This window comes from Pseudomonas sp. SW-3, from assembly GCF_016615645.1.
Taxonomy (GTDB): domain Bacteria; phylum Pseudomonadota; class Gammaproteobacteria; order Pseudomonadales; family Pseudomonadaceae; genus Aquipseudomonas; species Aquipseudomonas mandelii.
The window spans coordinates 2,721,182-2,747,548 of the sequence record NZ_CP067098.1 but is presented as its reverse complement, the minus strand read 5'-3'; the positions used below and the strand labels follow the sequence as shown (position 1 = coordinate 2,747,548).

Here is a 26,367-nt window from a genome sequence, read left to right as displayed (position 1 = left end):
CGTCTCCCCCAGAGCAGTCAGCCCATGCCCTTCGCCCTTGTCTCAAACGGTTCACTCCTCACGCCTGAGCAGCCCGACGTAACCGTGCCCTGGTGGAGTTTCACCAAGACAGTTCTCGCCGCCGCAGCGTTGTCGCTGGTGCGTGATGGATTGATCGGTCTGGATGAGGGCGTGCCTGAAGGCCCGTTCACGTTGCGTCAACTGCTGCGGCATGAAGCCGGATTGGCGGATTACAGTGAACTCGCCGATTACCACACCGCCGTCGCGCGCCATGAGACACCGTGGTCAGCCGCCGAAATGCTGCAGCGTCTTGATGCGACCAGGTTACGTTATGCACCCGGAGACGGCTGGCGATACTCGAACGTCGGCTACTTGTTCATCGCCAGGCTCATTGCGCGCGTCACCGGGCTGAGACTTGAAGAAGCGCTGACGCAACGCGTGTTTGCCCCGCTCGGTTTATCGCGCATCCGCCTCGCCACGACCCGCGCCGATCTGGCGTACGTAATCATGGGAGCGGCTTCGACTTACGACCCGGGCTGGGTTTATCACGGTTTGCTGGTCGGCCCGCTTGTTGAAGCGGCCCTGTGTCTGGATCGTCTATTGGACGGGCATCTGTTGCCGCAATCACTGCTGCGGGAGATGCAAACGGTACGCACGCTGGGCGGACCGATCGCTGGGCGTCCCTGGGTTGCTCCGGGATACGGCCTCGGTCTGATGCAGGGCATGGTGGAAAGTGGCCTGACCTTGAGTGGTCACACGGGAGTCGGACCGGGCAGCATCATTGCGGTTTACCGCTGCATTGATGGAAACAGCACGGCGAGTTGCGCGGTTTTTGATGAAAGCGGCAACGAAGGGGCTGTGGAGGCAGAGGTCGTGCGCCACCTGATATGCGCGGCACTTGAATAAACCTGAAAATCACCTGACCGCCCTTCCTCAAAAAAGGAGCGTTGAGACCTCGATGCGTCGAACTCACCAATATCCTGTGGCAAGGGAGCTTGCTCCCGCTGGGGTGCGAAGCGGCCCCAAAATCCGCAACCCGGATCATTCAGATAAACCGCGTGTACTGGATTTACGACGGCTGCGCAGCCGAGCGGGAGCAAGCTCCCTCGCCACAGGTACAGAAGCGGTCACACCTCAATGTGTTGAATTCACAAATAAGCTATTGATCACGTTGAATGTGCATCAGTAACTGGCGACTTGCGCCCCATTACCAGACGTCACCAACGCCTTCAACGACGCATCAAACTGCTTCAACGCATTTACCTGCACCACATTCTGCTGGTCAATCTGCGCGGCAATCTCCGGGGCGGCTTTGCCTTGCACCCACACCGAAGGCATCTGCTGCTCACGTGAGCCTTCAGCCTTGCCGATGTATTGCAGGTTCGAGTCGTAGAACTTGGCGAGGAATCGCGCTTCGACCTGGTTGTTGCGCTTGGACACCAGACGGTTGTAGGTGTCGAGCATCACCACCACATCGGGATGGGCTTGTACCAGGGCGTCGAGATTGTCGTAGACGGTCACCGAAGCAAATTGTTTTTGCAGCGACCCCATCAGCCAGTTGATCGCCCGCTTCGGATCGGAGCTGTTGACGAAGGCGCTGCTGATGCGCGAATCCAGCGCCGGGTTCTTCGCCCCATTCAGCGCGACCGAATGGTACTGCTCAAGGTATTCGATCGTGTTGAGGGTGTTTTCGCTGTAGAGCACGCCCACCGATTGAGTGTGCTGCAAGCTGGCGGGGCTGTCGCCCATCGGCAGGAAATGGCAGGACGGGTCGGCCGCGTAGGCCGGCACGGTGGCGGCAACACTGCCGGTCAATACGGCGACAAGGGCCAGCAAGGTAGAGATTCTCATCGCGCAGGTTCCTTCAGAGGCGACTTTGGTATGACGCTATCCTCCTCTCATGACAAAAAAACAGAACTTGCATTCCTTGATGGTGATTATTGATTAAACGAATGGTTGCGTACCGAGGCGTCAGGCGTGACTCCGTGGGGTGAGAAGTGACGTCGAGTGGATATCTGCGTGAAGCCGATTATGCTTCAAGAACCTTGCAGCGATGCGAGGCGGTCAACCTGTGTGCATGCTTCGTGCAATCCGTAATCCGACGACATCAGCCCAAGGGCCTGGGTGCGGCAAAGAGGTAACAAGGTACTCCGGCCTATAACAAGAACGACGGAGAAGACTCATGGCCGCAATCGACAACATCTCCACGGGCAGCGCGCCCCAACGCGGTATAACCAAGGAGGAGCGCAAGGTCATTTTTGCCTCGTCCCTGGGCACCGTGTTCGAGTGGTACGACTTCTACCTTTACGGCTCCCTGGCCGCGATCATCGCCAAGCATTTCTTTGCCGGGGTCAATGAGACAACGTCCTTCATCTTCGCGCTGCTCGCGTTCGCTGCGGGTTTCGCGGTGCGTCCCTTCGGCGCCATCGTGTTCGGGCGCCTGGGTGACATGATCGGGCGCAAGCACACGTTCCTCATCACCATTGTGATCATGGGTGTCTCCACCGCCGTCGTCGGTTTTCTGCCCGGTTACGCGACCATTGGCGTGGCGGCGCCGATCATCCTGATCACCTTGCGCCTGTTGCAAGGCCTGGCGCTGGGCGGTGAGTACGGTGGCGCGGCGACCTACGTCGCGGAGCATGCGCCGAAAGGCAAACGCGGTTATTTCACCTCATGGATTCAAACCACCGCGACCCTGGGCCTGTTCCTTTCGCTGCTGGTGATCCTTGCTTGCCGGACGATCCTGGGCAACGAAGCTTTCGAGGCCTGGGGCTGGCGGATTCCGTTCCTGCTGTCGATCCTGCTGCTGATTGTGTCGGTGTACATCCGCTTGCAGCTCAGCGAATCACCGGTATTCGTGAAAATGAAGGCAGAGGGCAAGTCTTCCAAGGCGCCGCTGACCGAATCCTTCGCCCGCTGGGATAACCTGAAAATCGTGATCATGGCCCTGCTCGGCGGTACGGCCGGCCAGGCGGTCGTCTGGTACACCGGGCAGTTTTACGCGCTGTTCTTCCTGCTGCAGACGCTGAAGATCGAGCCGCAGACCGCCAACCTGCTGATTGCCGGCTCGCTGCTGATTGGCACGCCGTTCTTCGTCATTTTCGGCAGCCTGTCCGATCGCATCGGCCGCAAGGGCATCATCATGGCCGGCTGCATTCTCGCGGCGCTGACCTACTTCCCGATCTTTAACGCGTTGACCCAATACGGTAACCCCGACGTGTTCGTCGCGCAGGAGAAGAACCCGGTCACGGTAATCGCCGATCCCGACCAGTGCTCGTTCCAGTTCGACCCGGTGGGCAAGGCCAAATTCACCAGTTCCTGCGACCTCGCCAAGACCGTGCTGGCGAAACGGGCCATTCCCTACAAGAACGAAAAGGCTGAACCGGGCACGGTCGCGCAGGTGCGCATCGGCGATAAAGTGCTTCAGAGTTTCGAGGGCACCGGCATGCCGGCCGCCGACTTCAAGGCCAAGAACGACGCGTTCACCGCCACTCTCGGCACCGCCCTCAAAGAAGCCGGTTACCCCGAGAAAGCCGACCCGGCCAAGACCAACTACCCGATGGTGCTGTTGCTTCTGACCATCCTCGTGATCTACGTGACCATGGTCTACGGTCCGATTGCCGCCTGGCTGGTGGAACTGTTCCCGGCGCGCATCCGCTACACCTCGATGTCGCTGCCCTACCACATCGGCAACGGCTGGTTCGGCGGCTTCCTGCCGACGGTGGCGTTCGCCATGGTCGCGGCCACGGGTGATATCTACTACGGCCTCTGGTACCCGATTGTCATCGCCGTGATGACCGCCGTCCTGGGCATATTCTTCATGCCGGAAACCAAGGATCGGGAGATTCATCACACATAAAACGGGCACCTGCCCTCTCGTGAGCGAGAGGGCAGGCCTTTTTAATGCACGCAGATGGATTAAATGCCGTCGCGGCTCAAAAACGAATTGAACCCCACGCCTCATCGTGTTTTCGAAACTCCATAAGCGCCGATCTTTGATCACGAGCAGCGCCATTGGAGAGGAATTCCCGATGAACCGTAGACTGCTGTTTCTGCTCGCCAGCCTGAGCCCCACGCTGGCATTCGCTGAAGGCTGTGACGTCCTGACCCGATCCCAAAGCCCATCCGTTCCGGTGGTCGAGTCCCATAGTTGCTATGAGTACGAAGGCATGCCGGTAAATGCCATCGATTGGTCATGCAGCAACGAGAGCAAGGACATGCTCACCAGCACCAAGAAAAAAGTCGACCAGTGCGACGACCATTATCAGGCCTCCTGCATCGCGACCCTGACTCAGGAATCCCTGGCCAACCCTCACTCCACCAGCAAGGACAAGAACAGCAAGTCGCTGAACATCCCCGACAACGCTCAGGTCACCACGTATTACTACGGTGCGGAACACTTGGCCCAATCGAAGACTGATTGCGAATCGGGCGGTGGACACTGGAAAGCGAAATGATGCCACTGGCTGATACGTCGCCGTTACATCGTGCGATTCGCTGTATCCGCGGTGTTACCTTACCGACCGTGTTGTCACTTCTGCGGTGCCCGGCGGGCCAATAGAGTGTTGGCTTCGGTGTGTTGGCCGGGTCGAGAACGTCTTGACCCGACTGTCCGCCGATCCCCCCATCACGGAAGAGGTGACACCATGAGTTTCGTAACCGTTGAAAAAAACCAGAGCAGCGCCCCGTCGGAAGCCGATATGAAAAAGGCCATGACTGAATCTGGCGGCAAACCCGGGGAAGTCACCGGGACCAATGCGGCCCGAAAGCTGACTTACACCGGCACGGTCAATCACACCGTATATGAGAACAAGCTGATCGAGATTGCCAAGGGCAAACGAACCAGTTGGAACTTCGTCTGGGCCGACGCGAAGGTGAGTAGCCCGACGGCATGAAGCCACGGTGGGGCGGTCGCACGGCCGCTCCGCTGTTTCAACTCACAGATTCCCTTGATACAACCCGGTTACGCAGGCTGTTACCTTGCTGGTTTAACCGCCCTCCCCGCTGTAACGCCAAGACACTTCGCCGCCCTGAATCCTGCGCCTACTGTGAAGCCGTCGATGTGTTTAGAGGGTGCTGCCCGATCACTTGTCGGATTCGCTGCCCGCTGCCCATTGATTGCCCAACACAACCAAGGAAGAGGAAAGCCATGAGTAAGTCGAGCGCTGTAAGCAAGCAAGCTCTGCAACTTCACAATGATGTGCAAGAGGCCCTCAAGTCGTTCCAGAGCATTGCCCCCACGGCTCTGAAAACGTCGGACTACTGCAAGGTGTTGACGTCAACCCTGGCAGCCACGCAAAAGTCCGTCACGATCGAGATCGCAGCCGATGACCTGACCCTTCTCAAGCAGTCAGGCTACAAGCTGTGCTTCGCCAAGAAAGTCGGCAACGAAGCCTATAACGTTGTCTGGCAGTCCTATGACAAGTACCTGAGCAACAACGGCTTCAGCTGGACCCCGCAATACCAACTGTTCGGGTCCAATACTTTTCAGGCTGACGTGACGGTGAAGGTGTCGACCAACATCGTCACGATCGGCCTGGGGCAACAATCGATACTTAGCCCGGAAGGCTTGCTGGGCCAGGCGGTAACCGGCGGCCCAGACATATCCATTACCCTGGATAACGAATACGGCCCGATCCACCCCGGCATCAACCAGTTGTCAGTCGGCATCGACGGCACGCAGGTCAGCACGCCGATCTACGTCGCCACCAAGCAGGTGGTCACCGGCAATATCGTTTTGACCCCTGTCGAGGCCATTCTCGTGTGGTTCGAACAGAACGTGCAGACCAGCACCATGTTCAGCACGTCGCGGTCCAAGGCCATCGAAATCGACCTGACTGTCGTTAACGATGCAACCCGTCGCTACGAAGACGGTGCATGGAAAACCGTGTAATCGTCGCACCGGGGGCAACCTCGCGGTTGCCCCTTCCTCTCAAGAAACATCACCGCTTCCCCGGGCGAAATAGCCCGTCAACGACCGACAGATGGACTCCGCCAGATCTTCCTGGGTCGCGATGCCGTAAGGTTGATTGCGATCGAACTGCTCGGACCAGCGGATCCGCCCCTGTGCGACATCAATCAGGCGCACCGATGCCCGGACTCGGCTCGGTTCCACCCGCACGCTGCCCTCAAGGGAATAGTTACCGCGCCCGGCACGCACAACGTCCAGTGCCTTGACACTGGAGCGTGACACTTTCATCAACACGTGGTTGCCATGGCTTTGCGTCTGCTCGAACGACTCGAAAAGCCGGCAGCTCAATTCTTCAGACAAGCCCCTGGTGAAGTCATCGCCGTCACGGGTGATGCAGGTAAACGGCTGTATCTGCAAAACAGGATGGCGCATCGAGATGGTTTTGGGTCTGATCCGCTGGTAAGCCAGCCGATAACAACCGGCCGGAATGCTCAGGCGTACCGGGTCTTGCTGCCCGAGGGTGGCGTAATGGATCGCGAGTTTGCGCCGCAACCGGCCCACCTGCACGCGCACCACCGGATCGTCTCCGGTGCAGTAAACAGCCGGGTCACGGCGAAACACGGCGATGCCGATGGCATGCTCGGTGAGTGGGATAGTGGAAAACTGAAGATCGTGATCGACCAGGAAACGCAGCAAACTGCCCATGCGCCTGGACTTGGCAAACACCGGACTGGCCAGCAACAGCGCCAGCACCCGCTCTATCTCTTCGTGATCGAGTGGCTCGGGAACGCCCTCGGCACTTGAATGGCCTACGTGCTTGATTACCATTGCCTGCCTCCGTGCAGGTTACCGACAATCGCTCGCCACCCCTGTAGAAGTGGATATTGATACTGAAGTCGTACTCCATGGCCACGCTCAACGCCCGATCCCGTAAAGGCTCGGACGCTGCAACGTCGAAGCTTAGCAGTGGTTACGCAATGGCGAAGATATTGTGCTGATCGCGGCGTTTGCCCGGGTAATCAGCAGCAACGCGTGGTGCATTGCTTGCCGCCGTAGCGGGCTTCCTGACGCTCGCGAAGAAACGCCGAATGGCTCATCACCGGTTCTTCGGGGTGTTTGAGCGCCATCTGGGCGACATAGTTGTCGTAATCAGGGACGCCGACCATCAAACGCGCGCTCTGGCTGAGGAAGCGGGCGGCTTGCTGCAGTTTACGGATCATGGCAACGCTCTCATTGTGAGGGGGGACAGGGCTATGAAAGCGCACTTTTGTATCTGGAATGTGTCGACGCTCGACCGGACGTAAATCAGTACCTGTAGGAGCCAGGCTTGCCGGCGAAGGCGTACTTGAGAGCGCCTTCGCCGGCAAGCCTGGCTCCTACAGGTCCGACGCTGATCCGTAGTTTTCTGCAACTTCTGATGCTGTACCAAAACCACCCCTCGTCCAACAATGAGCGAAACACGGCCACAGTTTGTTAATATCCACGCGCTTTTTTCGTCTGACTCATCAGGCGCTACAGATTTCCCGTCGCAACACAGGAATGCTTTTCCATGAGTACGTTGTTTACCCGCCGCACGGTCCTGCGCGGTATGGGCTTGTTGAGTCTTGGCCTGCTCGCCGGCTGCGATGACAGCTCCAGGCTGTCGTTCAAGTACGGCAAGGACCTCAGCGACAAGATCATGGGGCGTACCTTCAAGCTCAAAGACGCCCAGGGCGAAACGAAGATGCTCACCAGTTATCGCGGCCTGATGCCGATGGTGTTCTTCGGCTTCACCCAATGCCCGGCGGTCTGCCCCACGACCCTGGCCCGCGCGGCACAGGCCAAGAAACTGATGGGCCGAGACGGCGAGAAGCTGCAGGTGATCTTCATCACCCTCGACCCGGAACGCGACACGCCGCAAATGCTCGACGCCTACGTCAAGACGTTCGACCCGAGCTTCGAGGCGCTGCACGGCACGCTGGAAGAAACCGCCGCCACCGCCAAGGAGTTCGGCGTGTTCTTCGAAAAGATCCCGAGCGGTTCGACCTACACCCTTTCCCACACCGCGACCAGCTACGTCTTCGACTCCCGGGGCAACTTGCGCCTGGGGCTGTCCGCGTCCCTTACGGCTCAAGAGTGCGCAGAAGACCTGCTCACCGTCATGGAAGTCTGCTGATGAATTCGATCCACGCCAACACCGCTTTCTCGCGACGCGTCAAACAACTGGTCCTGGGGTGCGCCCTGATCGGCATGGCCTGGCAGGTATCGGCGCAAACCAGAGTGGACGACGCCTGGGTCCGCGCGACCGTTGCCGGCCAGCCATCGACCGGCGCCTTCATGACCCTGCAAGCCGACAGCGACAGCAAGCTGCTCAGCGTGCAATCGCCTGTCGCCAAAACCGTACAGATTCACCAATCCAGCATGAAAGATGATGTGATGAGCATGCGTCAGGTCGAGTCTGTCGAGCTGCCGGCCGGCAAGCCGGTGAGCTTTGATCCCCACGGCTATCACGTGATGCTGATGGACCTGACGGCGCAGGTGAAGGAAGGCGATAAAGTCCCGCTGATCCTGACCGTGGAAAACGCCAAGGGCGAGAAAGAGACGATTAAAGTGGAAGCCGAGGCCCGGGCACTCGGCATGGCTGATCACAGCAAGATGCATTAACGGTCGGGGTTTCTCGGGGCGAGCGGCTCTTATTTGACGAGTCGCTTCTCCTTGGAAGGCCGGTAGCCGAAATACGAGCTGTAGCACTTGCTGAAATGGCTCGGCGACACAAAGCCACACGCCACCAGCACGTCCACCTGGGACAGCTCCGTATGCTGGAGCAGCCGCCGCGCTTCGGTAATTCGCAGTTCCATGTAATACCGTTGCGGTGTCGTGCCCAGTTGCTCCTTGAACAACCGTTCGAGCTGTCGACGAGAACGACCCGCGTAGACCGCCAGTTGCTCCAGCTCCAACGGCTCTTCGAGGTTGGCGTCCATCAGCTTCACCACCTCGCGCAATGGCGCGCTCACACAGACATTTTCCGTAGGCTTGATGCGCCGGTAGCGCGACTCCTCGAACGCCAGGATGTCCTCGATCCCCTCGACAAGCGCTTTGCCGTAAAGGCCTTTGATCCAGTCCAGCGCCATGTGGAAGGCCCCGGACGGGCTCGAAGCCGTCAGCCGGTCTCGATCAATGATGTAGGGCTCGCTGCTGACCTGCGTGGCCTTGCAGAAATCCGCCAGCGCCGGGCGATGCTCCGGGTGAATCGCACAACGGTAACCGTCCAGCAGACCGGCCTTCCCCAAAAACCATGCACCATTCCACAGCCCGGCCAGGCTGACGCCCTGGTCCGACGCCGTGCGCAACAGACTGATCAAGCCTTCGCTGGCCTTGAGTTCTGTCCGGTAGCCACCGCAGATCACCAGCAGGTCCAGCGCTTTGACCGTTGCGCAATCGATACGGGCATCGGGCCGAATGACCAGGCCCAGATCGCTGACGACTTCGCCATCGTTCAAACCAAAGGTGCGAGAAGAGAACGAGTCGGGTCGTAGCAGATTGGCCGTGACGACCGTATCCAGCGCCTGGGTGAACGCCGGCAGCGAGAAATGTTCGAGCAGCAGAAAGCCTGCGCGGACCGTTTGCCGGGTCCCATCAGGGTGTTCATTGAGATAGCGAAGGTTTTTGCCCTTCATGCCTCCGCTGAATTGGCGTCGTTCGATCAATGCTCGATCCACTCCATTACATTACCCAACCGGTTGTATGGTGCGCTGATAAAGCGCCATGTTAACCCGTGGCGCCTCTTCGGCGTATCCACCCGAGCGCCAGACGGCGCTCTGCCTCAGTTATTTATACTCAAATGCCAGCTTAATAATATTTTACCGATACCAGGGTCATCCCTAGTCTTGAGCCCAAGAAATGGCGGGGCGTTCGCGACCTCACTCCAACTTCGAAGGGTATTGAGATGACCACCGAAAAAATAAAAACAGATACGCTGATTGTTGGCGCCGGTCAGGCTGGCGTGGCCATGAGTGAACACTTGAGCAAACTCGGGGTGCCGCACTTGGTGCTGGAGCGCAGCCGCATTGCCGAGCGTTGGCGCACCGGGCGCTGGGATTCGCTGGTGGCCAATGGTCCGGCGTGGCATGACCGGTTCCCGGGTCTTGATTTCGACGACCTCAGCCCCGACGAATTTGCCCCGAAAGAACGCGTCGCCGATTACTTCGAAGCCTACGCCAGGAAATTCAACGCGCCGATCCGCACCGGCGTCGACGTGCTGAAAGTCGAGCGCAATGTCGGTCGCCCGGGTTTCACCATTGAAACCTCTGAAGGCGTGATTGAGGCCAACCGCGTGGTGGCGGCCACCGGGCCTTTCCAGCGGCCGGTCATTCCGCCGATTGCGCCGAAAGATCAGCCTTTCATGCAGATCCACTCGGCCGACTACCGCAACCCGGCGCAACTGCCTGAAGGCGCGGTGCTGGTGGTCGGCGCGGGTTCGTCCGGCGTGCAGATTGCCGATGAATTGCAGCGTGCCGGGAAGAAGGTTTACCTCTCCGTCGGCGCCCACGACCGCCCTCCTCGCGCTTACCGCAACCGTGATTTCTGCTGGTGGCTGGGCGTGCTGGGCGAGTGGGATCAGGCGGCGATGAAACCGGGACGGGAGCACGTGACCATCGCGGTCAGCGGTGCCCATGGCGGGCGCACGGTGGACTTCCGTGGACTCGCCCATCGCGGCATGACGCTGGTGGGTCTGACTCAATCGTTCAACGGTAGCGTAGCGACGTTCCAGCCAAACCTGGCCGACAACCTGGCGCGTGGCGATGAGAACTATCTGGCGCTGCTGAATGCCGCCGATGCCTACATCGAACGCAATGGCCTGGACTTGCCGGAAGAACCTGAAGCCCGCCACGTGTTCCCGGATCCCGAATGCGTGACCCACCCGATTCTTGAACTCGACCTGACCAGGGCCGGCGTGACTTCGATCATCTGGGCCACCGGCTTTGCCACGGATTACAGCTGGCTCAAGGTCAATGCCTTCGACGACAACGGCAAGCCCCAGCATCAGCGCGGTGTGTCGAGCGAGGCTGGCGTGTATTTCCTCGGCCTGCCGTGGCAGTCCCGTCGCGGCTCTTCGTTTATCTGGGGTGTCTGGCACGACGCCAAGTACGTGGCGGATCACATCGCCATCCAGCGCTCTTACCTCGACTACCACGATGCGGCGCAGCGCGAGGCTGAACAGGCCCCGGCCGCCCTCAAAACCACGGTCAGTGCCTAAGCCTTTTTCTGTCAGGAGCTAAAAATGTCCACGCCAACCCATACCCGTATTCGCATGTTCAACACCAAGGAAACCTACCCGAACCAGAGCCTGGACAATGACCTGTGCCAGGCGGTCCGGGCCGGCAATACCGTTTATGTTCGCGGCCAGGTCGGAACGGATTTCGAGGGCCGGCTGGTGGGTCTGGGTGACCCGCGTGCGCAGGCCGAGCAGGCCATGCGCAACGTCAAGCAGTTGCTGGAAGAGGCTGGCAGCGACCTCAGCCACATTGTGAAAACCACGACTTATCTGATTGACCCGCGGTATCGCGAGCCGGTGTATCAGGAAGTGGGCAAGTGGCTCAAAGGCGTGTTTCCGATTTCGACCGGGTTGGTGGTGTCGGCGCTGGGGCAGCCGCAGTGGCTGATGGAGATTGATGTGATTGCGGTGATTCCTGAGTAAGTCGTTAGACCGAGTCGCGGCCTTCGCGAGCAGGCTCGCTCCCACAGGGAAGTCTTCAGTGGCCGCGGATTTGTGTACGACACAGATCCAACTGTGGGAGCGAGCCTGCTCGCGAAGAGGCCCGCACAACACCTATTTCTCCAAGGCAAACCAAGGAGCTAAACCCATGACTTTCTCCATCGCCGCCCGATGCCCCGAAACTGGTCAGTTCGGCATTGCGATCAGTTCCTCCAGCATCGCCGTCGGCGCCCGTTGCCCCTGGCTGTTGCCGGGTGTCGGCGCCGTCTCCACACAAAACATCACCTTGCCGTCGTTAGGCCCGGAAGTGCTCGCGCTGATGGAACAAGGCCTGGCGCCGGCCGAGGCGCTGGACAAAGTCCTGACCCGCAACGGCTACAGCCAATACCGTCAGATTACCGCCATCGACCACCTCGGCCAGACCGCGCATTTCAGCGGCGCGCAAACCCTCGGTAACCACAACGCCGTGTCCGGTGAACAATGCGTCGCCGCCGGCAACATGCTTGCCGACCGTTCGGTCATCGAGGCCATGGTCCAAGCGTTCGAACACGGCGAAGGACAACTCGCCGACCGCTTGCTCGCTGCCATGAAAGCGGCCATCGCCGCCGGTGGCGAAGCCGGGCCGGTGCATTCGGCGGCGATGGTGGTGGTCGGCGAACTGACCTGGCCGATCATCAACCTGCGGGTCGATTGGGCGGACGAAAATCCCATCGGCCAGCTGGAAAAACTCTGGGACGCTTATCGCCCGCAAGTTCAGGACTACATCGACCGCGCCCTCGCCCCTGACAAGTCCCCCGGCTACGGCGTCGCCGGAGACGACCGATGAGCAGCAGCCGTGATTTGCTGGAAACCCTGGTGGCGTTCGACACCACCAGCCGCGAATCCAACCTGCACCTGATCGAGTTCATCCGCGACTACCTCGTGGGTTTCGATGTGCCTTGCGAGCTGATCTACAACGAGCAGCGCAGCAAGGCCAATCTGTTCGCGACCATTGGCCCGGCGGATCGGCCGGGCATCGTGCTGTCGGGGCACACCGACGTGGTGCCCGTCGACGGCCAGCCGTGGACTGTTGCGCCGTTTGAACTCACCGAGCGCGACGGCAAACTGTTCGGGCGCGGCACGGCGGACATGAAAGGCTACATCGCTTGTGTACTGGCCCTCGTTCCGTCGCTGGTGAACGCCCGGTTGCGGCTGCCGGTGCACATCGCGCTTTCATACGATGAAGAGGTCGGCTGCCTCGGCGTGCGTTCGTTGCTGGCGGAGTTGGAACAGCGCCCGGTCAAACCGATGCTGTGCATTATCGGCGAGCCCACCGAGCTGAAACCGGTGCTCGGGCATAAAGGCAAACTGGCGATGCGCTGCGATGTCCACGGTGAAGCGTGCCACTCCGCCTACGCGCCGCTGGGGGTCAATGCCATCGAATACGCCGCCGAACTGATCGGTGAGCTGGGGCGGATCGGCAACCGACTCAAAGCCCCCGAGCATCACGATGCGCGGTTCGATCCGCCGTTCAGCACCGTGCAAACCGGGGTGATTTGCGGTGGCAAGGCCTTGAACATCGTGCCCGCCGATTGCCGCTTCGACTTCGAAATCCGCGCGTTGCCCTCGTATGATCCGAGTGAAGTTGCACAGGCGTTGAAGGCCTTTGCCGAGCAACAGGTGTTGCCGCGCATGCGTGCCGTGAGTGAACAGAGCGAGATTCGATTCAGCCAGTTGTCGGCGTATCCGGGATTGGCGACTGATGCACACAGCGAAGCGGCCGAGTTGATCGCCAGTTTCTGTGGCTCCCGAGCGTTCGGCACCGTGGCCTTCGGCACCGAGGGCGGCCTGTTCGATGCCGCCGGCATTCCCACCGTCGTCTGCGGCCCCGGCAGCATGGACCAGGGCCATAAACCCGACGAATTCGTCAGCCTCGAACAACTCACTGCCTGCGACGCCATGTTGCAACGGATGCTGCTATCGATCACTGAATAACAAAGATTCCGAACACCCGAAAAATCCCTGTGGGAGCTAGCCTTCCAGCGATAGCGATCTGACAGCCAAATCAATGTTGACTGTCAAATCGCTATCCCTGGCGGGCTAGCTCCCACAGGGTTTTGCGGTGACCAAACGACCTACTTTTTTTAACGTCTATACCCACAATCTTACTAATTTATCTATCCGTCCCCACCGCACATCATCACTCCAACAAGAAAAGCGTCGCCCCCGTGCGGCGCTCACCGAAGTACGTCCACGTACTCAAATTGCCTTGGAGTCCGTCATGGTTACCACCGCAACAACCGCCGCCCCGCTCATCGAAAAACACACCATCGGCTACGTGCCGCCCGAAGATCGCCACGGCAAGACCCGTGACCTGTTCACCCTCTGGTTCGGCGGCAACATCGCCCCGCTACCCATCGTCACCGGCGCCCTTGGCGTGCAGATGTTCCACCTCAACCTGGTGTGGGGCATCGTCGCCATCCTCGTTGGCCACCTGGTCGGCGGCGTGCTGATGGCGCTGCACTCGGCGCAAGGCCCACAGATGGGCATTCCGCAAATGATCCAGAGCCGCGCCCAGTTCGGCTCCCTCGGCGCCCTGCTGGTGGTGCTGATCGCCGGCATCATGTACATCGGCTTCTTCGCTTCCAACATCGTTCTTGCCGGCAAATCACTGCACGGCGTGGTCGACAGCGTGCCGGTGCCGGTCGGCATCGTCATCGGCGCCCTCGGTTCCGGCATCATCGGCATCATCGGCTACCGGTTCATCCACGTACTCAACCGCATCGGCACCTGGGTGCTGGGCGCCGGCATCGTGCTTGGTTTCGGCTACATCTTCACCCACGTGCAGACCGCCGATTTCCTCACCCGTGGCAGCTTCAACATCTCCGGCTGGCTGGCCACCGTCTCCCTCGCCGCGCTCTGGCAAATCGCCTTTGCCCCCTACGTCTCCGACTACTCGCGCTACCTGCCGGAGAGCGTGCCGGTGGCCGCTACGTTCTGGACCACTTACCTGGGCACCGTCCTCGGCTCCAGCCTCTCGTTCATCTTCGGCGCCGTCGCCGTCCTCGCCACGCCCGTGGGCATGGACACCATGGACGCGGTCAAACTCGCCACCGGCTCCATCGGCCCGTTGATGCTCGTGCTGTTCTTGCTCAGCGTCATCAGCCACAACGCCCTCAACCTCTACGGCGCTGTGCTGTCGGTCATCACCCTGGTGCAAACCTTCGCCTACCGCTGGATCCCGACCGCCAAAAGCCGCGCCGTCCTCTCTCTCATCATCCTCGCCGCGTGCTGCTTCGCCGCCGTCGGTGCCTCCGCCAACTTCATCGGTCACTTCGTCGACATGGTGCTGGTGCTGCTCGTGGTACTGGTGCCGTGGACCGCGATCAACCTGATCGATTTCTATGCGATTCACAAAGGTCAGTACGACATCGATTCGATCTTCAAGGTCGATGGCGGGATCTATGGACGCTACAACCCGCAGGCGTTGCTGGCGTATGCGATCGGGATCGCGGTGCAGATTCCGTTCATGAACACGCCGCTGTACGTCGGGCCCATCTCCGAACACATCAACGGCGCTGACCTGTCCTGGCTGGTCGGCCTGCTCATCACCTCGCCGCTCTACTACTGGCTGGCCAACCGCGACAGCGCCTACAAACGCCGCCTCTCCACCGGAAAACTCGCCAACTCGATCTAATGAACCCCCGCAATCCCTGCAGGAGCTAGCCTGCTCGCGATGAGGCCCTGACAGTCAAAGCAGATTTGACTGACAGATCACCCTCGCGAGCAACCCAGCACAAGCCTCCACCAAAATTTAATGAACCCTGCCCACCACGGCTCACCTAACAGAAGGACTATCTGGAGGGTGACTCATGCAAATCGAAACAATCTGGATCGTGCTGACAGCCGTTCTGTTGCTGGTCGAGCTATGGGCAATCAACCGAGTGCGCAAAGCCGAAGGCAAATCGACCAACAAACTCTTGTGGATCGTGGTGATCGTGTTTGTGCCGCTGATTGGGGTGGTGGCGTGGGCATTGGCGGGACCGAAACACACCGACCACAATCCGCATTCGCCGCAGGCCAGGCAATGATGCTTGGAGGGTTTGTGATGACCCGTTTCTGATCGACAGGGGCGAGCCCACGGACGGCCGCTCGCCATACCCGGTAACTCACACTGACACCACTGAGACGCACGTACTTGACGCCTCACGCCATTAAGTGGGAAAACGTACACGGCCCAAATGGAAGCGTTGGCGCACTTCAAGAATCAAGGAAGACTCATGAAAACCCTGGTGTGTTTGCTGATCGCCACCGGCGTCGGCACCGTGTTGCAATACGCCGGTATCCCCCACGGCCTGTTACTGGGCTCGATACTCGCGAGCGCGTTGATCGCCAGCAATCTGCGATTTTCCCCCACCCTGCCCTTCGGCCTTGGCTATGTGCAAATCGTGCTGGGGATTGCGACCGGCCTGATGTTTACCTCGTGGGACAATCACACCGTGGCGGCCATGTTGCCCAGCCTCGGCTTCATGCTGCTGTGCCTGATGGTCCAGAGTTCCGTGGCCGGTTTCTGGTTGTTCAGAGTCTCGGGCTGGAACCTCAAGGACTCGCTGTTATCCGTGTACCCCGGCGCACTCGCCGCCGTCTTCGACTTGATCGAGTCTGAACGCGCGTCCAGCAAAGTGATCGTCGTGCACCTGGTCCGCCTGTTGTCGATCACCTTGCTGGTCAGTTTTTGCATTCCCGGGCATGTCGACGTGGCGCTGGCCCAGAGCAGCCCGCTGAACGTGAGCACGGCGCTGACCCTGCTGTCGCTGATCGCCTTGTGCCTGCTGCTCGGCCGCGTGCTGTTGAGCGTCGGCGTGCCAGCGCCGTTCATGCTCACCGCCATCGTGCTCACCGCCGCCTGCATCAAGCTGGGCTACCTCCAGACATTCCACCTGCCGCAGTGGAGTGTCGACTCCGCCTCCGTGCTGATCGGCGTGCTGATTGGCTCGAAATTCAAGGACATCAGCTTCGCCGAGCTGGTCCGCCATGGCCGCGCCGGGCTGCTCGCCGTCGGCCTCATGTTGCTGATCGCCGCCGCGTTTGCCGGTGTAGCCGGGCAGTTGCTGGGCAGCGATCCGCTGTCGTTGTGGCTGGCGTACATGCCGGGGGCCATTGAAACCATTGCCATCGTCGCGTTCAGTGGCGGGCTGAATGTGGTGTTTATCCTGACGCATCATTTGGTGCGGATGGTCGTGCTGCACTTTGCCCCGGCGCTGATTGTGCAGGCGCGGCGCTGGCGGGCTGAGTGATTGCCGAACACAAATCGCAAACACCTCCCGATGTGGAGGCGTTTTGCTTTGTGCTGCCGGGAGGAAGGGACTAAACGGGAGAGATGGTGGCCAGGGCACCAATCAAAATGGTTAACACCAGAAATCCACCGAGGAAAATTGCCATCTTGCCCATGGGGCCTCCTACATTATGAGTTTACGGTGCAGTGACTGCGCGACTGCGGACCGTGCTGTCATTGTGAGCGTGAGGGTGGGTGCATGACAGAGGCAGATGGCGAAGGAAAATACGGATCAGATGCTGGACGTGTAGCCGCTGCCGAGCAGCGCGAGGCCTGTGGGAACGAGCCTGCTCGCGATAGCGGATTTACATTCAACAGAAATGTTGCCTGACCCACCGCCATCGCGAGCAGGCTCACTCCTACAGGGGGCAGCGGCGATAACAATACCTGTGGGACGACCCCATCCAATGTGGGAGCGAGCCTGCTCGCGATAGCGGATTTACATTCAACAGAAATGTTGGCTGATCCACCGCCATCGCGAGCAGGCTCACTCCTACAGGGAGCAGCGGCGATAACAATACCTGTGGGACGCCCCCATCCAATGTGGGAACGAGCTTGCTCGCGATAGCGGATTTACATTCAACAGAAATGTTGGCTGATCCACCGCCATCGCGAGCAGGCTCACTCCTACAGGGGGCAGCGGCGATAACAATACCTGTGGGACGACACCATCCAATGTGGGAGCGAGCCTGCTCGCGATAGCGGATTTACATTCAAAAGAAATGTTGGCTGATCCACCGCCATCGCGAGCAGGCTCGCTCCTACAGGGATTGGTGACTTACGCCTTGGGCTCGACGTTATCCAGCGCCTGGTTCACGGCCAATTCCCCCAGCATCACCACTTGTGTGATCCCCAGCAGGGTCTTGCGGTGTGAGTTGTCCAACAGCGCGGCGAAGTTGCTGAGCATGGTGGTGGCAGAGCCCAGTGATTCGCTGGCGTTGGCCAGCAGGGATTCGGTGTCGTACTTGGGGTTGGCGAGGAACATGGGTTCGGGTTCGTGGGTGCTGGCCATGATGTGGGCCCCCGGGTTGAGGTAGTGGTCGAGGGCGCGCTCGGCGGCTTCGTGGAGTTTTTTCGAATCGAGGGATTCGTAGGGGGAAGCAGGGTCGATGCCCGGCGGGTTTGGCGTTGGTTTGATCATGGATGGAACTCCTGGATAACTAATGAGGAGCCATCACCCTTCGCTACCAAACGTAGGGTGGCGGCCATACACAGGTTGGTAGACCGGTCCAGGAACCCGGCGCCCCCGAAGGAGCCCTGCGCATGGCCACCATAAAAAACAGAGATGAAAACGACCTCTGCATAAGGTGGCGCCATGCGCCTGGATATACCGGGCTACCAAACCCGATCACTGTTTTTCAGTGACCCAGGAACGATAAAACCCGCGCCCCAGACGCACAAGCCGGCGGATTCTGTCTTACGTGTAGGGGGTGGCGCAAGGCGTTGTAGCCTCGATGCGGTAACAGCAAGCTTCATTTAAACGTGAGTGATTTTTTCTGTTTAAACAGACTGCGGGCAATCCTCATTCGATCATCACTTCAACAACCACCGCGACATCAACCGCGTCGTCAACGGCATCAGCCAATACACCATGTTGAACGATACCAACCCGGCTACCGTGACCTTGAATACCCAGACCGGCCATCGCAGATCAGCCAGTTCAAGCAGCACCGCCAACCCCCAAGGCAAGAACACCGTCAACGGCAAAACGATCATCCAAGACAGCACCCATTGCTTCCATCGCGCAACAGTCACCCGCCCCTGCACCGGTTCAAACCAGAATTTCGAATCATCGTCAGTACGGTGATAGTCCTGCCGCAACCAGGGCAATGACTCGCGCAACAACGCATGCCGCACCTGAGATTCCAGCCACGCCACAACATGCCCCTTGCTGACAAAGCGCAAAATGATCGCGTAACGCAGGTGCGAGCCAACAGGCTTGACCACATCCGTTGCCAGGTAACCCGGAAACTGCCGATGCGCGTCGATGGCCTTGTTCATCCACTGCTCATACAACGCCTGATGCTGCGGATTGACCTCATGCACAATCACGCTGACGCCAATCTCAGCCTCGATGCTCATGGTTGCTGCCGCCGGAGCAGCGCCCGTTGGTAGATGCGTTCGCGCGCCAGAATCATCGGGTCGTCACTGGGTGCAATGCCGTCGATCAAGCGACCGGGGTTGAAGTCGAGGCGCTGTTGGGCGGATTGCTGCTCCCCGGCCGGGACAAGCGCATCGAGGGTCAGAATCCCCAGCTCAACTTCATCGTGGCTGCGCGACCAAGGGATCGAACCGTCCTCGATGGCATCCCCGGGCGCCGCCAACTGCACCACCAGACGCAACTTCACAGCGCCCCTGCCCAACCGTGCGCTGATTTCATCCTGCAAATAATCGGCAGGCAGCGCGGCGGCTTGCTGCTCACTCAATACTGGCTCCACTCGCAACGGTTCAATCCGGTATCGGCCGATATGCGCTTCACCCTGACGGTTGGTGAACACCAGGGCGTTGATGCCGAAGTACTCGATACCGGCGTAACTGCTCGGCGCGGGCTTGGGCGTTTGAAGGAAATGTTCGGCTCGGGGATGACTGGCCAGAAAGGTTTGCAGCGGCAGCGGGTCCGGCGGCGTGGCGACATTGGCGGCGATGCCTTGCAGAAAACTCAGGAAGTCTTCGGGGGTGGCCACCGGGAAGCCGTCGAACGAGTGGGTCACGATATCCGTGGACTCACCGTCCGGCAGGGCAAAACGAATGGCCAGGCCATGAGGACTGGCCATCGGGTCGCCGTCCTCGGTGGCGGGTACGCCGCTGAAGTTGGAGAACCGCAGCAACACCGGCACTGGTTGACCCTGCAAATGCGCCGCCCGACTCAATACCGGCGCGGGCGGCGATGCCATAAAGGTTCCGCTGAGCAACACACCCTTGGCATGGGTCGCGCGAAAGCCCGGATGGTGGCCGAACGTTGCGGTCAGCGCGTCCAGTAAGGCGTCGTAAAGTCTGTCCTTGGACATGGGGGCACTTCTCATGGGTGACACATCATTTTCGTGGGCGGCAAAAGCGGAGGACGCAGTCAGCGTCCCCGCCAGCAGCGCGCCAATCATAAATCGGGTGGGCCGCATTAGATTCAGCCCTTGCGCAGGCCGGGATTGAGGGCGATGTGTTTGTACTCGACAAAATCATCCATAGCCGCCACGCCGTTCAGGCGCCCCTGCCCCGACTGTTTGAAACCGCCCTCTTCAAACTCGTCGTAGACCACAGCCCAGTCATTGACCCATACCGTGCCCGCCTCCAGTTCGCGAGCCACCCGCAGCGCGCGGTCGACATCGCGGGTCCAGACACTGGCGGCCAGGCCGAACTCGCTGTTGTTGGCCAGTTCGATGCCTTCGGCTTCGCTGTCAAACACTTGCAATGTCAGCACCGGGCCGAAGGTCTCGCGCTGGACGATGGCCATTTCGGGGTCGCTGACCCGCAGCAGCGTCGGGCGATAGAACGCACCCTTGGCCAACGGCCCCTCGGTCACCGGGCCACCGCGAACGATGACCTGGGCACCGGCGGTAATCGCCTCTTTGACGATTTGATTGACCCGTTGCACGTTGGGCTTATCGATCAACGGCCCCATCTCGCTGGCCGAGTCGGCGGCGGGCCCGACGCGCACTGCGTCCAGTTTTGCGGCCAAACGCTCAGTCAACACCGTGGCGATATCCCGTTGCACCAACAGCCGCGAACCGGTCATGCAGAACTGGCCGGCGAATACCGTCAGGGCTTTCACCAGGGTCGGCACGGCGGCGTCCAGGTCGGCGTCGTTGAACACCAGCATCGGCGTTTTTCCACCGAGCTCCAGGCCAAAACGCTTGAGGTGCTGGGCACCCGCGGCGGAAATCGCCCGGCCGGTACTGGTGCTGCCGGTGAAGCTGATCACCGGAACACGCGGTGATTCCACCAGATGGATCGAGCCCGCCGCGCCCTGCTCGCTGAACAGATTGATCACGCCACGCGGCAGCGACAGCGCCTCGCTCATGATCCGGGCCACCAGGCAGTTGGTCTGGGCGGTTTGCCCGGGCATCTTGATGACCGTGGTGCAACCGGCCGCCAGCGCCGGAGCCAGCGAGCGGATCATCAAGACCACCGGCGAGTTCCACGGCACGATGATGCCCGCCACGCCCACCGCCTGACGAATCACCAGGGAAATCCTGCCGGGTTTTGGCTCCGCCGCACGCCCGTATTCGGCACGCGCCAGGGCCGCGTAATAGCGCAACTTGGAGGGCACCATGCCGACTTCAAACTCGGCTTCGGGCCGAATCTTGCCGTTCTCCAGTGCCAGAGTGTCGATCAGGTCATCGGCGTTGCGCTCGAAGGCATCCGCCAGCTCAAGCAAGACCTGAGCGCGCAAGTGTCGGTCATCTTTCCAGGGCGATTCGGCAAATGCCCGTTGCGCGGCCTCGATGCCGGCTTGCGCTTCGTTCAAGCCGCCTTCGGCGTATCGGCCGATCAGCTCGTAAGTCGCCGGGTCGATGGAGTCTTTGTAAACACCGGAGTCCAGCCATTGGCCGTCGATCCAGTTCAATACCGGGGTGCTGTTCATAGAGGCAGGTTCCTGAAAATTAAGCGTAGAGACGGGCAATGTGCTCGGCGGCGGCAATCACGGTGATGTTGGTGGCGACCGAGGGCACGTCGGGGAAGATCGACGCGTCCACGACGCGCAGCCCCTGCACACCAATGACCCGCGCTTGCAGGTCGACCACCGCCCGCGCATCCCCCGGCTTGCCCATCGGCGCCGTCGAGGTCGGGTGGTGATAGGTGTCGAGACTGGCTTTGACGCTGGCCAGCAGCGCCTCGTCCGAGTCGTTGCCTTGACCGGGGTTGAGCTCGGAATGAATCAACGCATTCAGCGGCCCCGTGCCGCCGATTTTGCGGGCCAGGCGGATGCCATCCAGCAGGCGCTGGCGGTCCTTGGGCTCGGCGAGAAAATTCAGGTCGATGGTCGGTGCCACGAACGGATCACGACTGGCCAGCGTCACCTTGCCCCGAGACAGTGGCCGCGTCAGGGCGACGGCGAGCACGAAGCCGACGCCGGTCGGGCTTTGATCATGAGGAAACAAGTGGGTGGCGGTGATGTGCAGGTCCAGCTCGCCAGTCTCGGCGGAACGGCTGTGGGTCCAGAGTTTGGCGCCGATGGCGGGCGACTGGCTGCCGATGGCGTCTGGCTTGGCGGCGTAGGCGTTGTAATAGAACGGGTGATCCACCAGGTTTTGCCCGACCGGCAGCTCGGCGACTGGCGGAACCTGCAAGGCACGCAGGTCTTCGCCAGGCCCAACGCCGGAACGCAAGAGGATCGCGGCGCTGCCGTAGCTGCCGGCGGAAAGGATCACTTCAGCGGCCAACAATTTTTCACCGTTGGCCAGTTGCACGCCGATCGCACGCTTGCCGTCGAACAGCACTTTGTCCACCAGGCTGTCAGTCTGGATGTGCAGGTTGTCGCGGGCGCGCACCTCGTCGGTGAGGTACGCCATGCCGGTGTTGACCCGCACGCCGTTGACAATGTTCATCGGGTACGGGCCGACGCCGTGGGCGTCAGCGCCGTCAAAGTCTTCGATTACGCGATAGCCATTGGCGAAGGTCGCGTAGATGAACGCGCGCTGCATGGGCGTGACGTCGGCCTTGCCGAGTTGATGCACCGGCAGCGGCCCTTCGTGGCCGTGCAACGCGCTCGCACCACCGCTGTGGGTTTCCAGTTTTTTGAACGACGGCAGCAGCTCTTCGTAGCTCCAGCCTGGTAGATCCCAGCGCTTGAAATCGGTGGCACGGGCACGGATGGCCACCGCGCCGTTGATCGCCGAACTCCCACCCAACACTTTGCCGCGCAAGGCGCCGATGGGGTGGTCGATGTAGCCCGGTCGGGTCTTATAACCCCACTCGAATTCAGGGTTGGCGTTAGCGCCAACGATGTCGCTGCTGGCCACGATCTCGGGGTAATTGTGCGGGCCGTAGCCATGGCCGGCTTCGAGCAATAACACCTCACGCGTGGTGTTCTCGCTCAACCGACGGGCCAGCACCGCGCCCGCCGAACCACCGCCAACAATGATCACATCAACCGACGCGCGATCAGCGCCACGCTTGCCAGCCATACCGCTGGACTCAAACGCCTGCGCCAAACCACTGCCCGCCGCCAACGTCGCAGCGGCCACAACTCCGCCGGCCAGGACCGCCCGGCGAGCAGGATTGTCAAGGGTACTCTTCATTCGTTTTCTTCCCTGTCAGACGTCAGAATGCGTCTGTTGGGAAAAAGCATATTGGACGGTGCGCAGGCTCATAAGCCGGCAAAAGACGATTCCCGGTTTCGTTTTTCCAGAACGATTGAACGCGTGTGAGCCGCAAGCATTTGCTCCCACACCGGCGGGTTGCCGATCTGTTCGATGAGGAAGCTGGTCAGCGCATGAAGCTTGGGCGACGCTCGCTGGGATTGCCGGTAGACCGCCGAAATATTGCCGCCACGTGGGGCATAAGACGCCAGCACTTCATTGAGCTCACCGGCCACAATCGCTGGCGCCGCCAGGAAAGTCGGCAGAATCGCCAGGCCCATGCCGGCCTTGGCGCCTTCCATGAGTTGATGGCCGTTGTTGGTGCGCATCCGGCAGCGCACACGGAACGATTCCAGGGTGTTGTTCACCGGCAGCGTCCACATGCCGTGGGGTTCGCGATTCACATAGAGCATCGCGAAGTGCCGGGACAGCTCTTGCGGGGTTTGCGGTGTGCCGTGTTCGGCAAGATATCCGGGGCTCGCGCAAATGATGTGGCGGTTGGGCGTGATGGTCTTGGCGACCAGGGAGGAGTCCGGCAACTCGCCGATGCGGATGGCCGCGTCATAGCGTTCTTCGTGCAGATTGACGTGGCGGTCATCGAACTCGATATCCAGCTGCAACTCCGGGTAACGCACCGCGAAGGACGACAGAATCGGCGTCAGGTAACGAATGCTGAAGGCCATCGGCGCAGCCAGCCGCAGCACACCGCGCAAGCTCGATTGAAACGCCTGCACCGCGTCTTCGGCATCTTCGACATCGCCCAGAATGCGCACGCAATAACGGTAAAAAACATCGCCCGCCTCCGTCAGCCGGGCCTGGCGCCCACGCTCCAGCAGAATACTGCCCAGGCGCTTTTCCAGTTGCTGGATCCGCAGGCTGACCATGGATTTTGCGATACCCAAACGCCGAGCGGCTTCGGAAATACTACCGGTGTCCACCACCATGACAAAAGATTGCATCTCGGACAGCTTGTTCAAGTTTTAGTCATCCAGTAAAAAAAGCGTGGAGACATCGCGAGAATCATCCTGTGTAACATCTGAAGCTCCTTTAATGAATCCACCGAACGGCGGCAATCTAGGTGCTTCGCTGTCTTGTGAACCAGTCCCGAAAAACGGGTTTGTCTTTCCCATTCATTGGACGATCGTTCTTGTATAGTTGGCCTCTTTTGGCCGAATGGATGTCGCCCGGTGCTCGACCTCAATGACCTTCAGTACTTTGTGATGGTGGTGGACCACGGCGGCTTCGCGCCGACCGCACGGGCGCTGGGCATTCCAAAATCCAACCTCAGCCGGCGCATTGCACTGCTCGAAGAACGCCTGGGCGTGCGCCTGATCATCCGCAACACCCGCCATTTCACGGTGACGGAATTAGGGCAGACGTATTACGCCCATTGCCGCGCCATGCTCAAAGGGGCTGAAGCCGCTGAAGCGGCGGTTGCCATGACCCACTCAGAACCCGGCGGCTTGCTGCGCGTCACCTGCCCGACGGTCTTACTGGAAGAATGCGTCGGCGGCATCATCACCCGGTTCATGGCCATGCACCCGCGTGTCGAAGTGCATCTGGAAGCCAGCGACCGTCAGGTCGACGTGGTCGCCGAAGGCGTTGACCTGGCACTGAGAGTCCGCCCGCCTCCCCTTCAGGACTCGGACCTGGTCAACCGCGTCATGTCCCAGCGGCCGCAATGCCTGGTGGCCAGTCCCGCGCTGTTGAACCGCCTCGGTGAACCCAAGGAGCCGGAAGACCTGTCACGCTTCCCCAGCGTCCATCACGGCAGCCCGCAACGCGATTACAGCTGGACGCTGTACCATCAAGATGGCTTGGAATTCACGATCCAGCACCGTCCTCAACTGATTACTAAGGGGCTGCCGATGCTGCGCTGCGCGGCGATAGACAGCGTCGGCATTGCGCAGATGCCGATGTCGCTGGTGCATGACTTTATCGAGCGCGGGCAGCTGGTGGTGGTGTTGCCTGATTGGGCACCGCGGACCGAGATGATTTATGCGGTGTTTGCGAGCCGGCAAGGGATGCTGCCGTCGATGCGGATGTTGATTGATTTCATGGTGGAGCAATTCAGGTTGCTGGATGATCCGGCGCGGGGGATGCGCGGGAGTCCGTTGGTTTGATAAAGCCAAATGCTGGACCTTGCAGGTGAGGTGCCAGACGCCCGCTTTTCCACTGCTATGCTGATAGCATCAGTTTCTGCGGTCGAGACGAGTAGCATGGCAGCACAAGGCAAGCATTCCTCGTTCACACCCAAGGCTATGGCCTTCCTGGCTGGCATTTTCGTTGTCGCTTGGGTGGCCATAACGTCGCTCGAAACTTATTTCGACCTGACATTGTTGGCCGACACCACGAGCTGGCTGCTACGTTTGGGGGATTGGCTTTTGCTGGAAACGCCAATGCCGAATTGGTCGTTGCTGGTGATTATCGCGATTTTCATCAGCACGCTGTCTGTAGCGATTTACTACGTCCGTATCCCTGATGGAACTGACGGCGAGTTACACGAGATAGAGCGAAAGGTTTACAAAAAGAACAACCCTCAGTTTCCAAAATTGACCGATAACCAAACGCTGCTGATGGAAGTTTTGGCCTATCATGCGAACTTCAGAAAAGTTGCAAACTTGAACTCGGTTTGCAAACTTGTCTCCCTCAGCACGGTAGAAGTTGAAGCCGGCCTAAAGCAACTCCAGGCTAAACGTCTGGTGACGCAAAAAGTGACCCGCGGTACGTTTGGCGCCACCATTTTTGAACTGACCTTGGCAGGTAAGGATTATGCGTTGGAGCGATTTGACCTTACGTAACAGTGATGTCTAAGGCGGCGAAAGAAACCGCGCAATATAGTGAAGATGTTCCATTCAATCCTTCAACTGCCCTACCCCATGCTCATTACCAGCTACCTGTGAGTGCTCCCGAGAAAGGCGCTAGATTGGTCGAGTTTCGCGAGTCCACAACAACGAAGTCATCGCCATTGGCGTGCATCTTGTGAAATCTCAGTGGGATAAATTGATCCTGGCGAGGAGACAAGGGTGAAGGCGATCTAGCCCCATCAGCATGACTTAAGCAAGATAAGACGAGCATTGCCATCGATATCAAGCCCCGAAAAGTTCGGGGCTTGATAGGGTCAGACGACATCAGGACTTACGTCCTCCAC

26 protein-coding genes are annotated in these 26,367 nt (G+C 59.9%); 16 read left to right on the top strand and 10 right to left on the bottom strand.

Features of this window, described 5'->3' with window-relative positions:
* The first annotated feature begins 24 nt into the window (after window positions 1–24).
* Window positions 25–906, top strand: coding sequence for a serine hydrolase domain-containing protein (locus JIO00_RS12315; RefSeq protein ID WP_200668338.1), 882 nt, complete (start codon window positions 25–27; stop codon window positions 904–906).
* 276 nt (window positions 907–1,182) lie between these two features.
* On the opposite strand, the gene JIO00_RS12310 is transcribed toward JIO00_RS12315, so the two are convergent.
* Complete coding sequence (locus JIO00_RS12310; RefSeq protein WP_200668337.1) at window positions 1,183–1,851, bottom strand: ATPase; 669 nt, start codon at window positions 1,849–1,851, stop codon at window positions 1,183–1,185.
* Between the two features lie 331 nt (window positions 1,852–2,182).
* On the opposite strand from JIO00_RS12310, the gene JIO00_RS12305 reads away from it, so the two are divergent.
* The 4 genes from JIO00_RS12305 (at window position 2,183) to JIO00_RS12290 (ending at window position 5,893) form a co-directional block, all read left to right on the top strand.
* Entirely contained in the window at window positions 2,183–3,859 is a 1,677-nt protein-coding gene (locus JIO00_RS12305; protein WP_200668335.1) for an MFS transporter, read from the top strand.
* A gap of 172 nt (window positions 3,860–4,031) precedes the next feature.
* Window positions 4,032–4,457, top strand: a complete 426-nt coding sequence (locus JIO00_RS12300) for a hypothetical protein (RefSeq protein WP_200668334.1) — start codon at window positions 4,032–4,034, stop codon at window positions 4,455–4,457.
* Between the two features lie 189 nt (window positions 4,458–4,646).
* Window positions 4,647–4,895 carry a hypothetical protein gene (locus tag JIO00_RS12295; RefSeq protein ID WP_010459515.1) on the top strand — a complete coding sequence of 83 codons (249 nt, stop codon included), beginning with the start codon at window positions 4,647–4,649 and terminating at the stop codon, window positions 4,893–4,895.
* A gap of 254 nt (window positions 4,896–5,149) precedes the next feature.
* Window positions 5,150–5,893 (top strand): hypothetical protein, encoded by a 744-nt coding sequence (locus JIO00_RS12290; RefSeq protein WP_077750124.1) that lies wholly within the window; start codon window positions 5,150–5,152, stop codon window positions 5,891–5,893.
* 39 nt (window positions 5,894–5,932) lie between these two features.
* Here the strand turns inward: JIO00_RS12290 and JIO00_RS12285 are convergent, their stop codons facing one another.
* Both JIO00_RS12285 and JIO00_RS12280 read right to left on the bottom strand, forming a co-directional pair.
* The gene (locus JIO00_RS12285) at window positions 5,933–6,739 is read right to left on the bottom strand and encodes a membrane protein (RefSeq protein WP_010459513.1); all 807 of its coding nucleotides are present in this window, start codon (window positions 6,737–6,739) and stop codon (window positions 5,933–5,935) included.
* A 191-nt stretch (window positions 6,740–6,930) separates the two neighbouring features.
* On the bottom strand, window positions 6,931–7,131 hold the full coding sequence (locus JIO00_RS12280) for a YbdD/YjiX family protein (protein WP_010459510.1): 201 nt from the start codon (window positions 7,129–7,131) through the stop codon (window positions 6,931–6,933).
* Between the two features lie 329 nt (window positions 7,132–7,460).
* On the opposite strand from JIO00_RS12280, the gene JIO00_RS12275 reads away from it, so the two are divergent.
* Window positions 7,461–8,066, top strand: a complete 606-nt coding sequence (locus JIO00_RS12275) for an SCO family protein (RefSeq protein WP_010459508.1) — start codon at window positions 7,461–7,463, stop codon at window positions 8,064–8,066.
* The gene (locus tag JIO00_RS12270) at window positions 8,066–8,554 is read left to right on the top strand and encodes a copper chaperone PCu(A)C (protein ID WP_010459506.1); all 489 of its coding nucleotides are present in this window, start codon (window positions 8,066–8,068) and stop codon (window positions 8,552–8,554) included. Before JIO00_RS12275 ends, JIO00_RS12270 begins: the two co-directional genes overlap by 1 nt.
* A gap of 29 nt (window positions 8,555–8,583) precedes the next feature.
* On the opposite strand, the gene JIO00_RS12265 is transcribed toward JIO00_RS12270, so the two are convergent.
* Window positions 8,584–9,567 (bottom strand): GlxA family transcriptional regulator, encoded by a 984-nt coding sequence (locus JIO00_RS12265; RefSeq protein ID WP_169857429.1) that lies wholly within the window; start codon window positions 9,565–9,567, stop codon window positions 8,584–8,586.
* A gap of 269 nt (window positions 9,568–9,836) precedes the next feature.
* On the opposite strand from JIO00_RS12265, the gene JIO00_RS12260 reads away from it, so the two are divergent.
* The 7 genes from JIO00_RS12260 (at window position 9,837) to JIO00_RS12230 (ending at window position 16,882) form a co-directional block, all read left to right on the top strand.
* Complete coding sequence (locus JIO00_RS12260) at window positions 9,837–11,147, top strand: flavin-containing monooxygenase (protein WP_200668332.1); 1,311 nt, start codon at window positions 9,837–9,839, stop codon at window positions 11,145–11,147.
* Window positions 11,148–11,171: 24 nt separating this feature from the next.
* Window positions 11,172–11,588, top strand: a complete 417-nt coding sequence (locus JIO00_RS12255; RefSeq protein ID WP_017338215.1) for a RidA family protein — start codon at window positions 11,172–11,174, stop codon at window positions 11,586–11,588.
* A 166-nt stretch (window positions 11,589–11,754) separates the two neighbouring features.
* On the top strand, window positions 11,755–12,432 hold the full coding sequence (locus JIO00_RS12250; protein WP_010459498.1) for a DUF1028 domain-containing protein: 678 nt from the start codon (window positions 11,755–11,757) through the stop codon (window positions 12,430–12,432).
* On the top strand, window positions 12,429–13,580 hold the full coding sequence (argE, locus tag JIO00_RS12245; protein WP_200668331.1) for an acetylornithine deacetylase: 1,152 nt from the start codon (window positions 12,429–12,431) through the stop codon (window positions 13,578–13,580). The genes JIO00_RS12250 and argE overlap by 4 nt, the downstream gene beginning before the upstream one ends.
* Window positions 13,581–13,866: 286 nt before the next feature.
* Window positions 13,867–15,282, top strand: coding sequence for a purine-cytosine permease family protein (locus tag JIO00_RS12240; RefSeq protein WP_200668330.1), 1,416 nt, complete (start codon window positions 13,867–13,869; stop codon window positions 15,280–15,282).
* Window positions 15,283–15,457: 175 nt separating this feature from the next.
* Window positions 15,458–15,676: a PLD nuclease N-terminal domain-containing protein gene (locus JIO00_RS12235; protein ID WP_010459492.1), complete on the top strand. Its 219-nt coding sequence runs from the start codon at window positions 15,458–15,460 to the stop codon at window positions 15,674–15,676.
* A gap of 189 nt (window positions 15,677–15,865) precedes the next feature.
* A complete protein-coding gene (locus JIO00_RS12230; protein ID WP_010459487.1) occupies window positions 15,866–16,882 on the top strand; it encodes an AbrB family transcriptional regulator in 1,017 nt (338 codons plus the stop codon).
* Between the two features lie 816 nt (window positions 16,883–17,698).
* Here JIO00_RS12230 and JIO00_RS12225 read toward each other — a convergent pair.
* The 6 genes from JIO00_RS12225 to JIO00_RS12200 form a co-directional block, all read right to left on the bottom strand.
* Complete coding sequence (locus JIO00_RS12225) at window positions 17,699–18,061, bottom strand: DUF6124 family protein (protein ID WP_010459485.1); 363 nt, start codon at window positions 18,059–18,061, stop codon at window positions 17,699–17,701.
* 392 nt (window positions 18,062–18,453) lie between these two features.
* On the bottom strand, window positions 18,454–19,002 hold the full coding sequence (locus tag JIO00_RS12220) for a hypothetical protein (RefSeq protein WP_154504346.1): 549 nt from the start codon (window positions 19,000–19,002) through the stop codon (window positions 18,454–18,456).
* Entirely contained in the window at window positions 18,999–19,928 is a 930-nt protein-coding gene (locus JIO00_RS12215) for a catalase family peroxidase (RefSeq protein WP_200668329.1), read from the bottom strand. The genes JIO00_RS12220 and JIO00_RS12215 overlap by 4 nt, the downstream gene beginning before the upstream one ends.
* 113 nt (window positions 19,929–20,041) lie before the next feature.
* A complete protein-coding gene (locus tag JIO00_RS12210; RefSeq protein ID WP_200668328.1) occupies window positions 20,042–21,499 on the bottom strand; it encodes an aldehyde dehydrogenase family protein in 1,458 nt (485 codons plus the stop codon).
* Window positions 21,500–21,518: 19 nt separating this feature from the next.
* The gene (locus JIO00_RS12205; protein ID WP_172790754.1) at window positions 21,519–23,156 is read right to left on the bottom strand and encodes a GMC family oxidoreductase; all 1,638 of its coding nucleotides are present in this window, start codon (window positions 23,154–23,156) and stop codon (window positions 21,519–21,521) included.
* 68 nt (window positions 23,157–23,224) lie between these two features.
* Window positions 23,225–24,193: a LysR family transcriptional regulator gene (locus tag JIO00_RS12200; protein WP_200668327.1), complete on the bottom strand. Its 969-nt coding sequence runs from the start codon at window positions 24,191–24,193 to the stop codon at window positions 23,225–23,227.
* 243 nt (window positions 24,194–24,436) lie between these two features.
* Between JIO00_RS12200 and JIO00_RS12195 the strand changes: the two genes are divergently transcribed.
* Both JIO00_RS12195 and JIO00_RS12190 read left to right on the top strand, forming a co-directional pair.
* Window positions 24,437–25,339 (top strand): LysR substrate-binding domain-containing protein, encoded by a 903-nt coding sequence (locus tag JIO00_RS12195; RefSeq protein WP_442793950.1) that lies wholly within the window; start codon window positions 24,437–24,439, stop codon window positions 25,337–25,339.
* 96 nt (window positions 25,340–25,435) lie between these two features.
* Window positions 25,436–26,017 carry a hypothetical protein gene (locus tag JIO00_RS12190; RefSeq protein ID WP_145309530.1) on the top strand — a complete coding sequence of 194 codons (582 nt, stop codon included), beginning with the start codon at window positions 25,436–25,438 and terminating at the stop codon, window positions 26,015–26,017.
* The last annotated feature ends 350 nt before the right edge of the window (window positions 26,018–26,367 follow it).

Excerpts from the sequence above, each read along its gene's own strand:
- JIO00_RS12315 (WP_200668338.1), top strand. The coding sequence starts at position 25 with ATGCCCTTCGCCCTTGTCTCAAACGGTTCACTCCTCACGCCTGAGCAG.
- JIO00_RS12310 (WP_200668337.1), bottom strand. The coding sequence starts at position 1,851 with ATGAGAATCTCTACCTTGCTGGCCCTTGTCGCCGTATTGACCGGCAGT.
- JIO00_RS12305 (WP_200668335.1), top strand. The coding sequence starts at position 2,183 with ATGGCCGCAATCGACAACATCTCCACGGGCAGCGCGCCCCAACGCGGT.
- JIO00_RS12300 (WP_200668334.1), top strand. The coding sequence starts at position 4,032 with ATGAACCGTAGACTGCTGTTTCTGCTCGCCAGCCTGAGCCCCACGCTG.
- JIO00_RS12295 (WP_010459515.1), top strand. The coding sequence starts at position 4,647 with ATGAGTTTCGTAACCGTTGAAAAAAACCAGAGCAGCGCCCCGTCGGAA.
- JIO00_RS12290 (WP_077750124.1), top strand. The coding sequence starts at position 5,150 with ATGAGTAAGTCGAGCGCTGTAAGCAAGCAAGCTCTGCAACTTCACAAT.
- JIO00_RS12285 (WP_010459513.1), bottom strand. The coding sequence starts at position 6,739 with ATGGTAATCAAGCACGTAGGCCATTCAAGTGCCGAGGGCGTTCCCGAG.
- JIO00_RS12280 (WP_010459510.1), bottom strand. The coding sequence starts at position 7,131 with ATGATCCGTAAACTGCAGCAAGCCGCCCGCTTCCTCAGCCAGAGCGCG.
- JIO00_RS12275 (WP_010459508.1), top strand. The coding sequence starts at position 7,461 with ATGAGTACGTTGTTTACCCGCCGCACGGTCCTGCGCGGTATGGGCTTG.
- JIO00_RS12270 (WP_010459506.1), top strand. The coding sequence starts at position 8,066 with ATGAATTCGATCCACGCCAACACCGCTTTCTCGCGACGCGTCAAACAA.
- JIO00_RS12265 (WP_169857429.1), bottom strand. The coding sequence starts at position 9,567 with ATGAAGGGCAAAAACCTTCGCTATCTCAATGAACACCCTGATGGGACC.
- JIO00_RS12260 (WP_200668332.1), top strand. The coding sequence starts at position 9,837 with ATGACCACCGAAAAAATAAAAACAGATACGCTGATTGTTGGCGCCGGT.
- JIO00_RS12255 (WP_017338215.1), top strand. The coding sequence starts at position 11,172 with ATGTCCACGCCAACCCATACCCGTATTCGCATGTTCAACACCAAGGAA.
- JIO00_RS12250 (WP_010459498.1), top strand. The coding sequence starts at position 11,755 with ATGACTTTCTCCATCGCCGCCCGATGCCCCGAAACTGGTCAGTTCGGC.
- argE (WP_200668331.1), top strand. The coding sequence starts at position 12,429 with ATGAGCAGCAGCCGTGATTTGCTGGAAACCCTGGTGGCGTTCGACACC.
- JIO00_RS12240 (WP_200668330.1), top strand. The coding sequence starts at position 13,867 with ATGGTTACCACCGCAACAACCGCCGCCCCGCTCATCGAAAAACACACC.
- JIO00_RS12235 (WP_010459492.1), top strand. The coding sequence starts at position 15,458 with ATGCAAATCGAAACAATCTGGATCGTGCTGACAGCCGTTCTGTTGCTG.
- JIO00_RS12230 (WP_010459487.1), top strand. The coding sequence starts at position 15,866 with ATGAAAACCCTGGTGTGTTTGCTGATCGCCACCGGCGTCGGCACCGTG.
- JIO00_RS12225 (WP_010459485.1), bottom strand. The coding sequence starts at position 18,061 with ATGATCAAACCAACGCCAAACCCGCCGGGCATCGACCCTGCTTCCCCC.
- JIO00_RS12220 (WP_154504346.1), bottom strand. The coding sequence starts at position 19,002 with ATGAGCATCGAGGCTGAGATTGGCGTCAGCGTGATTGTGCATGAGGTC.
- JIO00_RS12215 (WP_200668329.1), bottom strand. The coding sequence starts at position 19,928 with ATGTCCAAGGACAGACTTTACGACGCCTTACTGGACGCGCTGACCGCA.
- JIO00_RS12210 (WP_200668328.1), bottom strand. The coding sequence starts at position 21,499 with ATGAACAGCACCCCGGTATTGAACTGGATCGACGGCCAATGGCTGGAC.
- JIO00_RS12205 (WP_172790754.1), bottom strand. The coding sequence starts at position 23,156 with ATGAAGAGTACCCTTGACAATCCTGCTCGCCGGGCGGTCCTGGCCGGC.
- JIO00_RS12195 (WP_442793950.1), top strand. The coding sequence starts at position 24,437 with ATGGTGGTGGACCACGGCGGCTTCGCGCCGACCGCACGGGCGCTGGGC.
- JIO00_RS12190 (WP_145309530.1), top strand. The coding sequence starts at position 25,436 with ATGGCAGCACAAGGCAAGCATTCCTCGTTCACACCCAAGGCTATGGCC.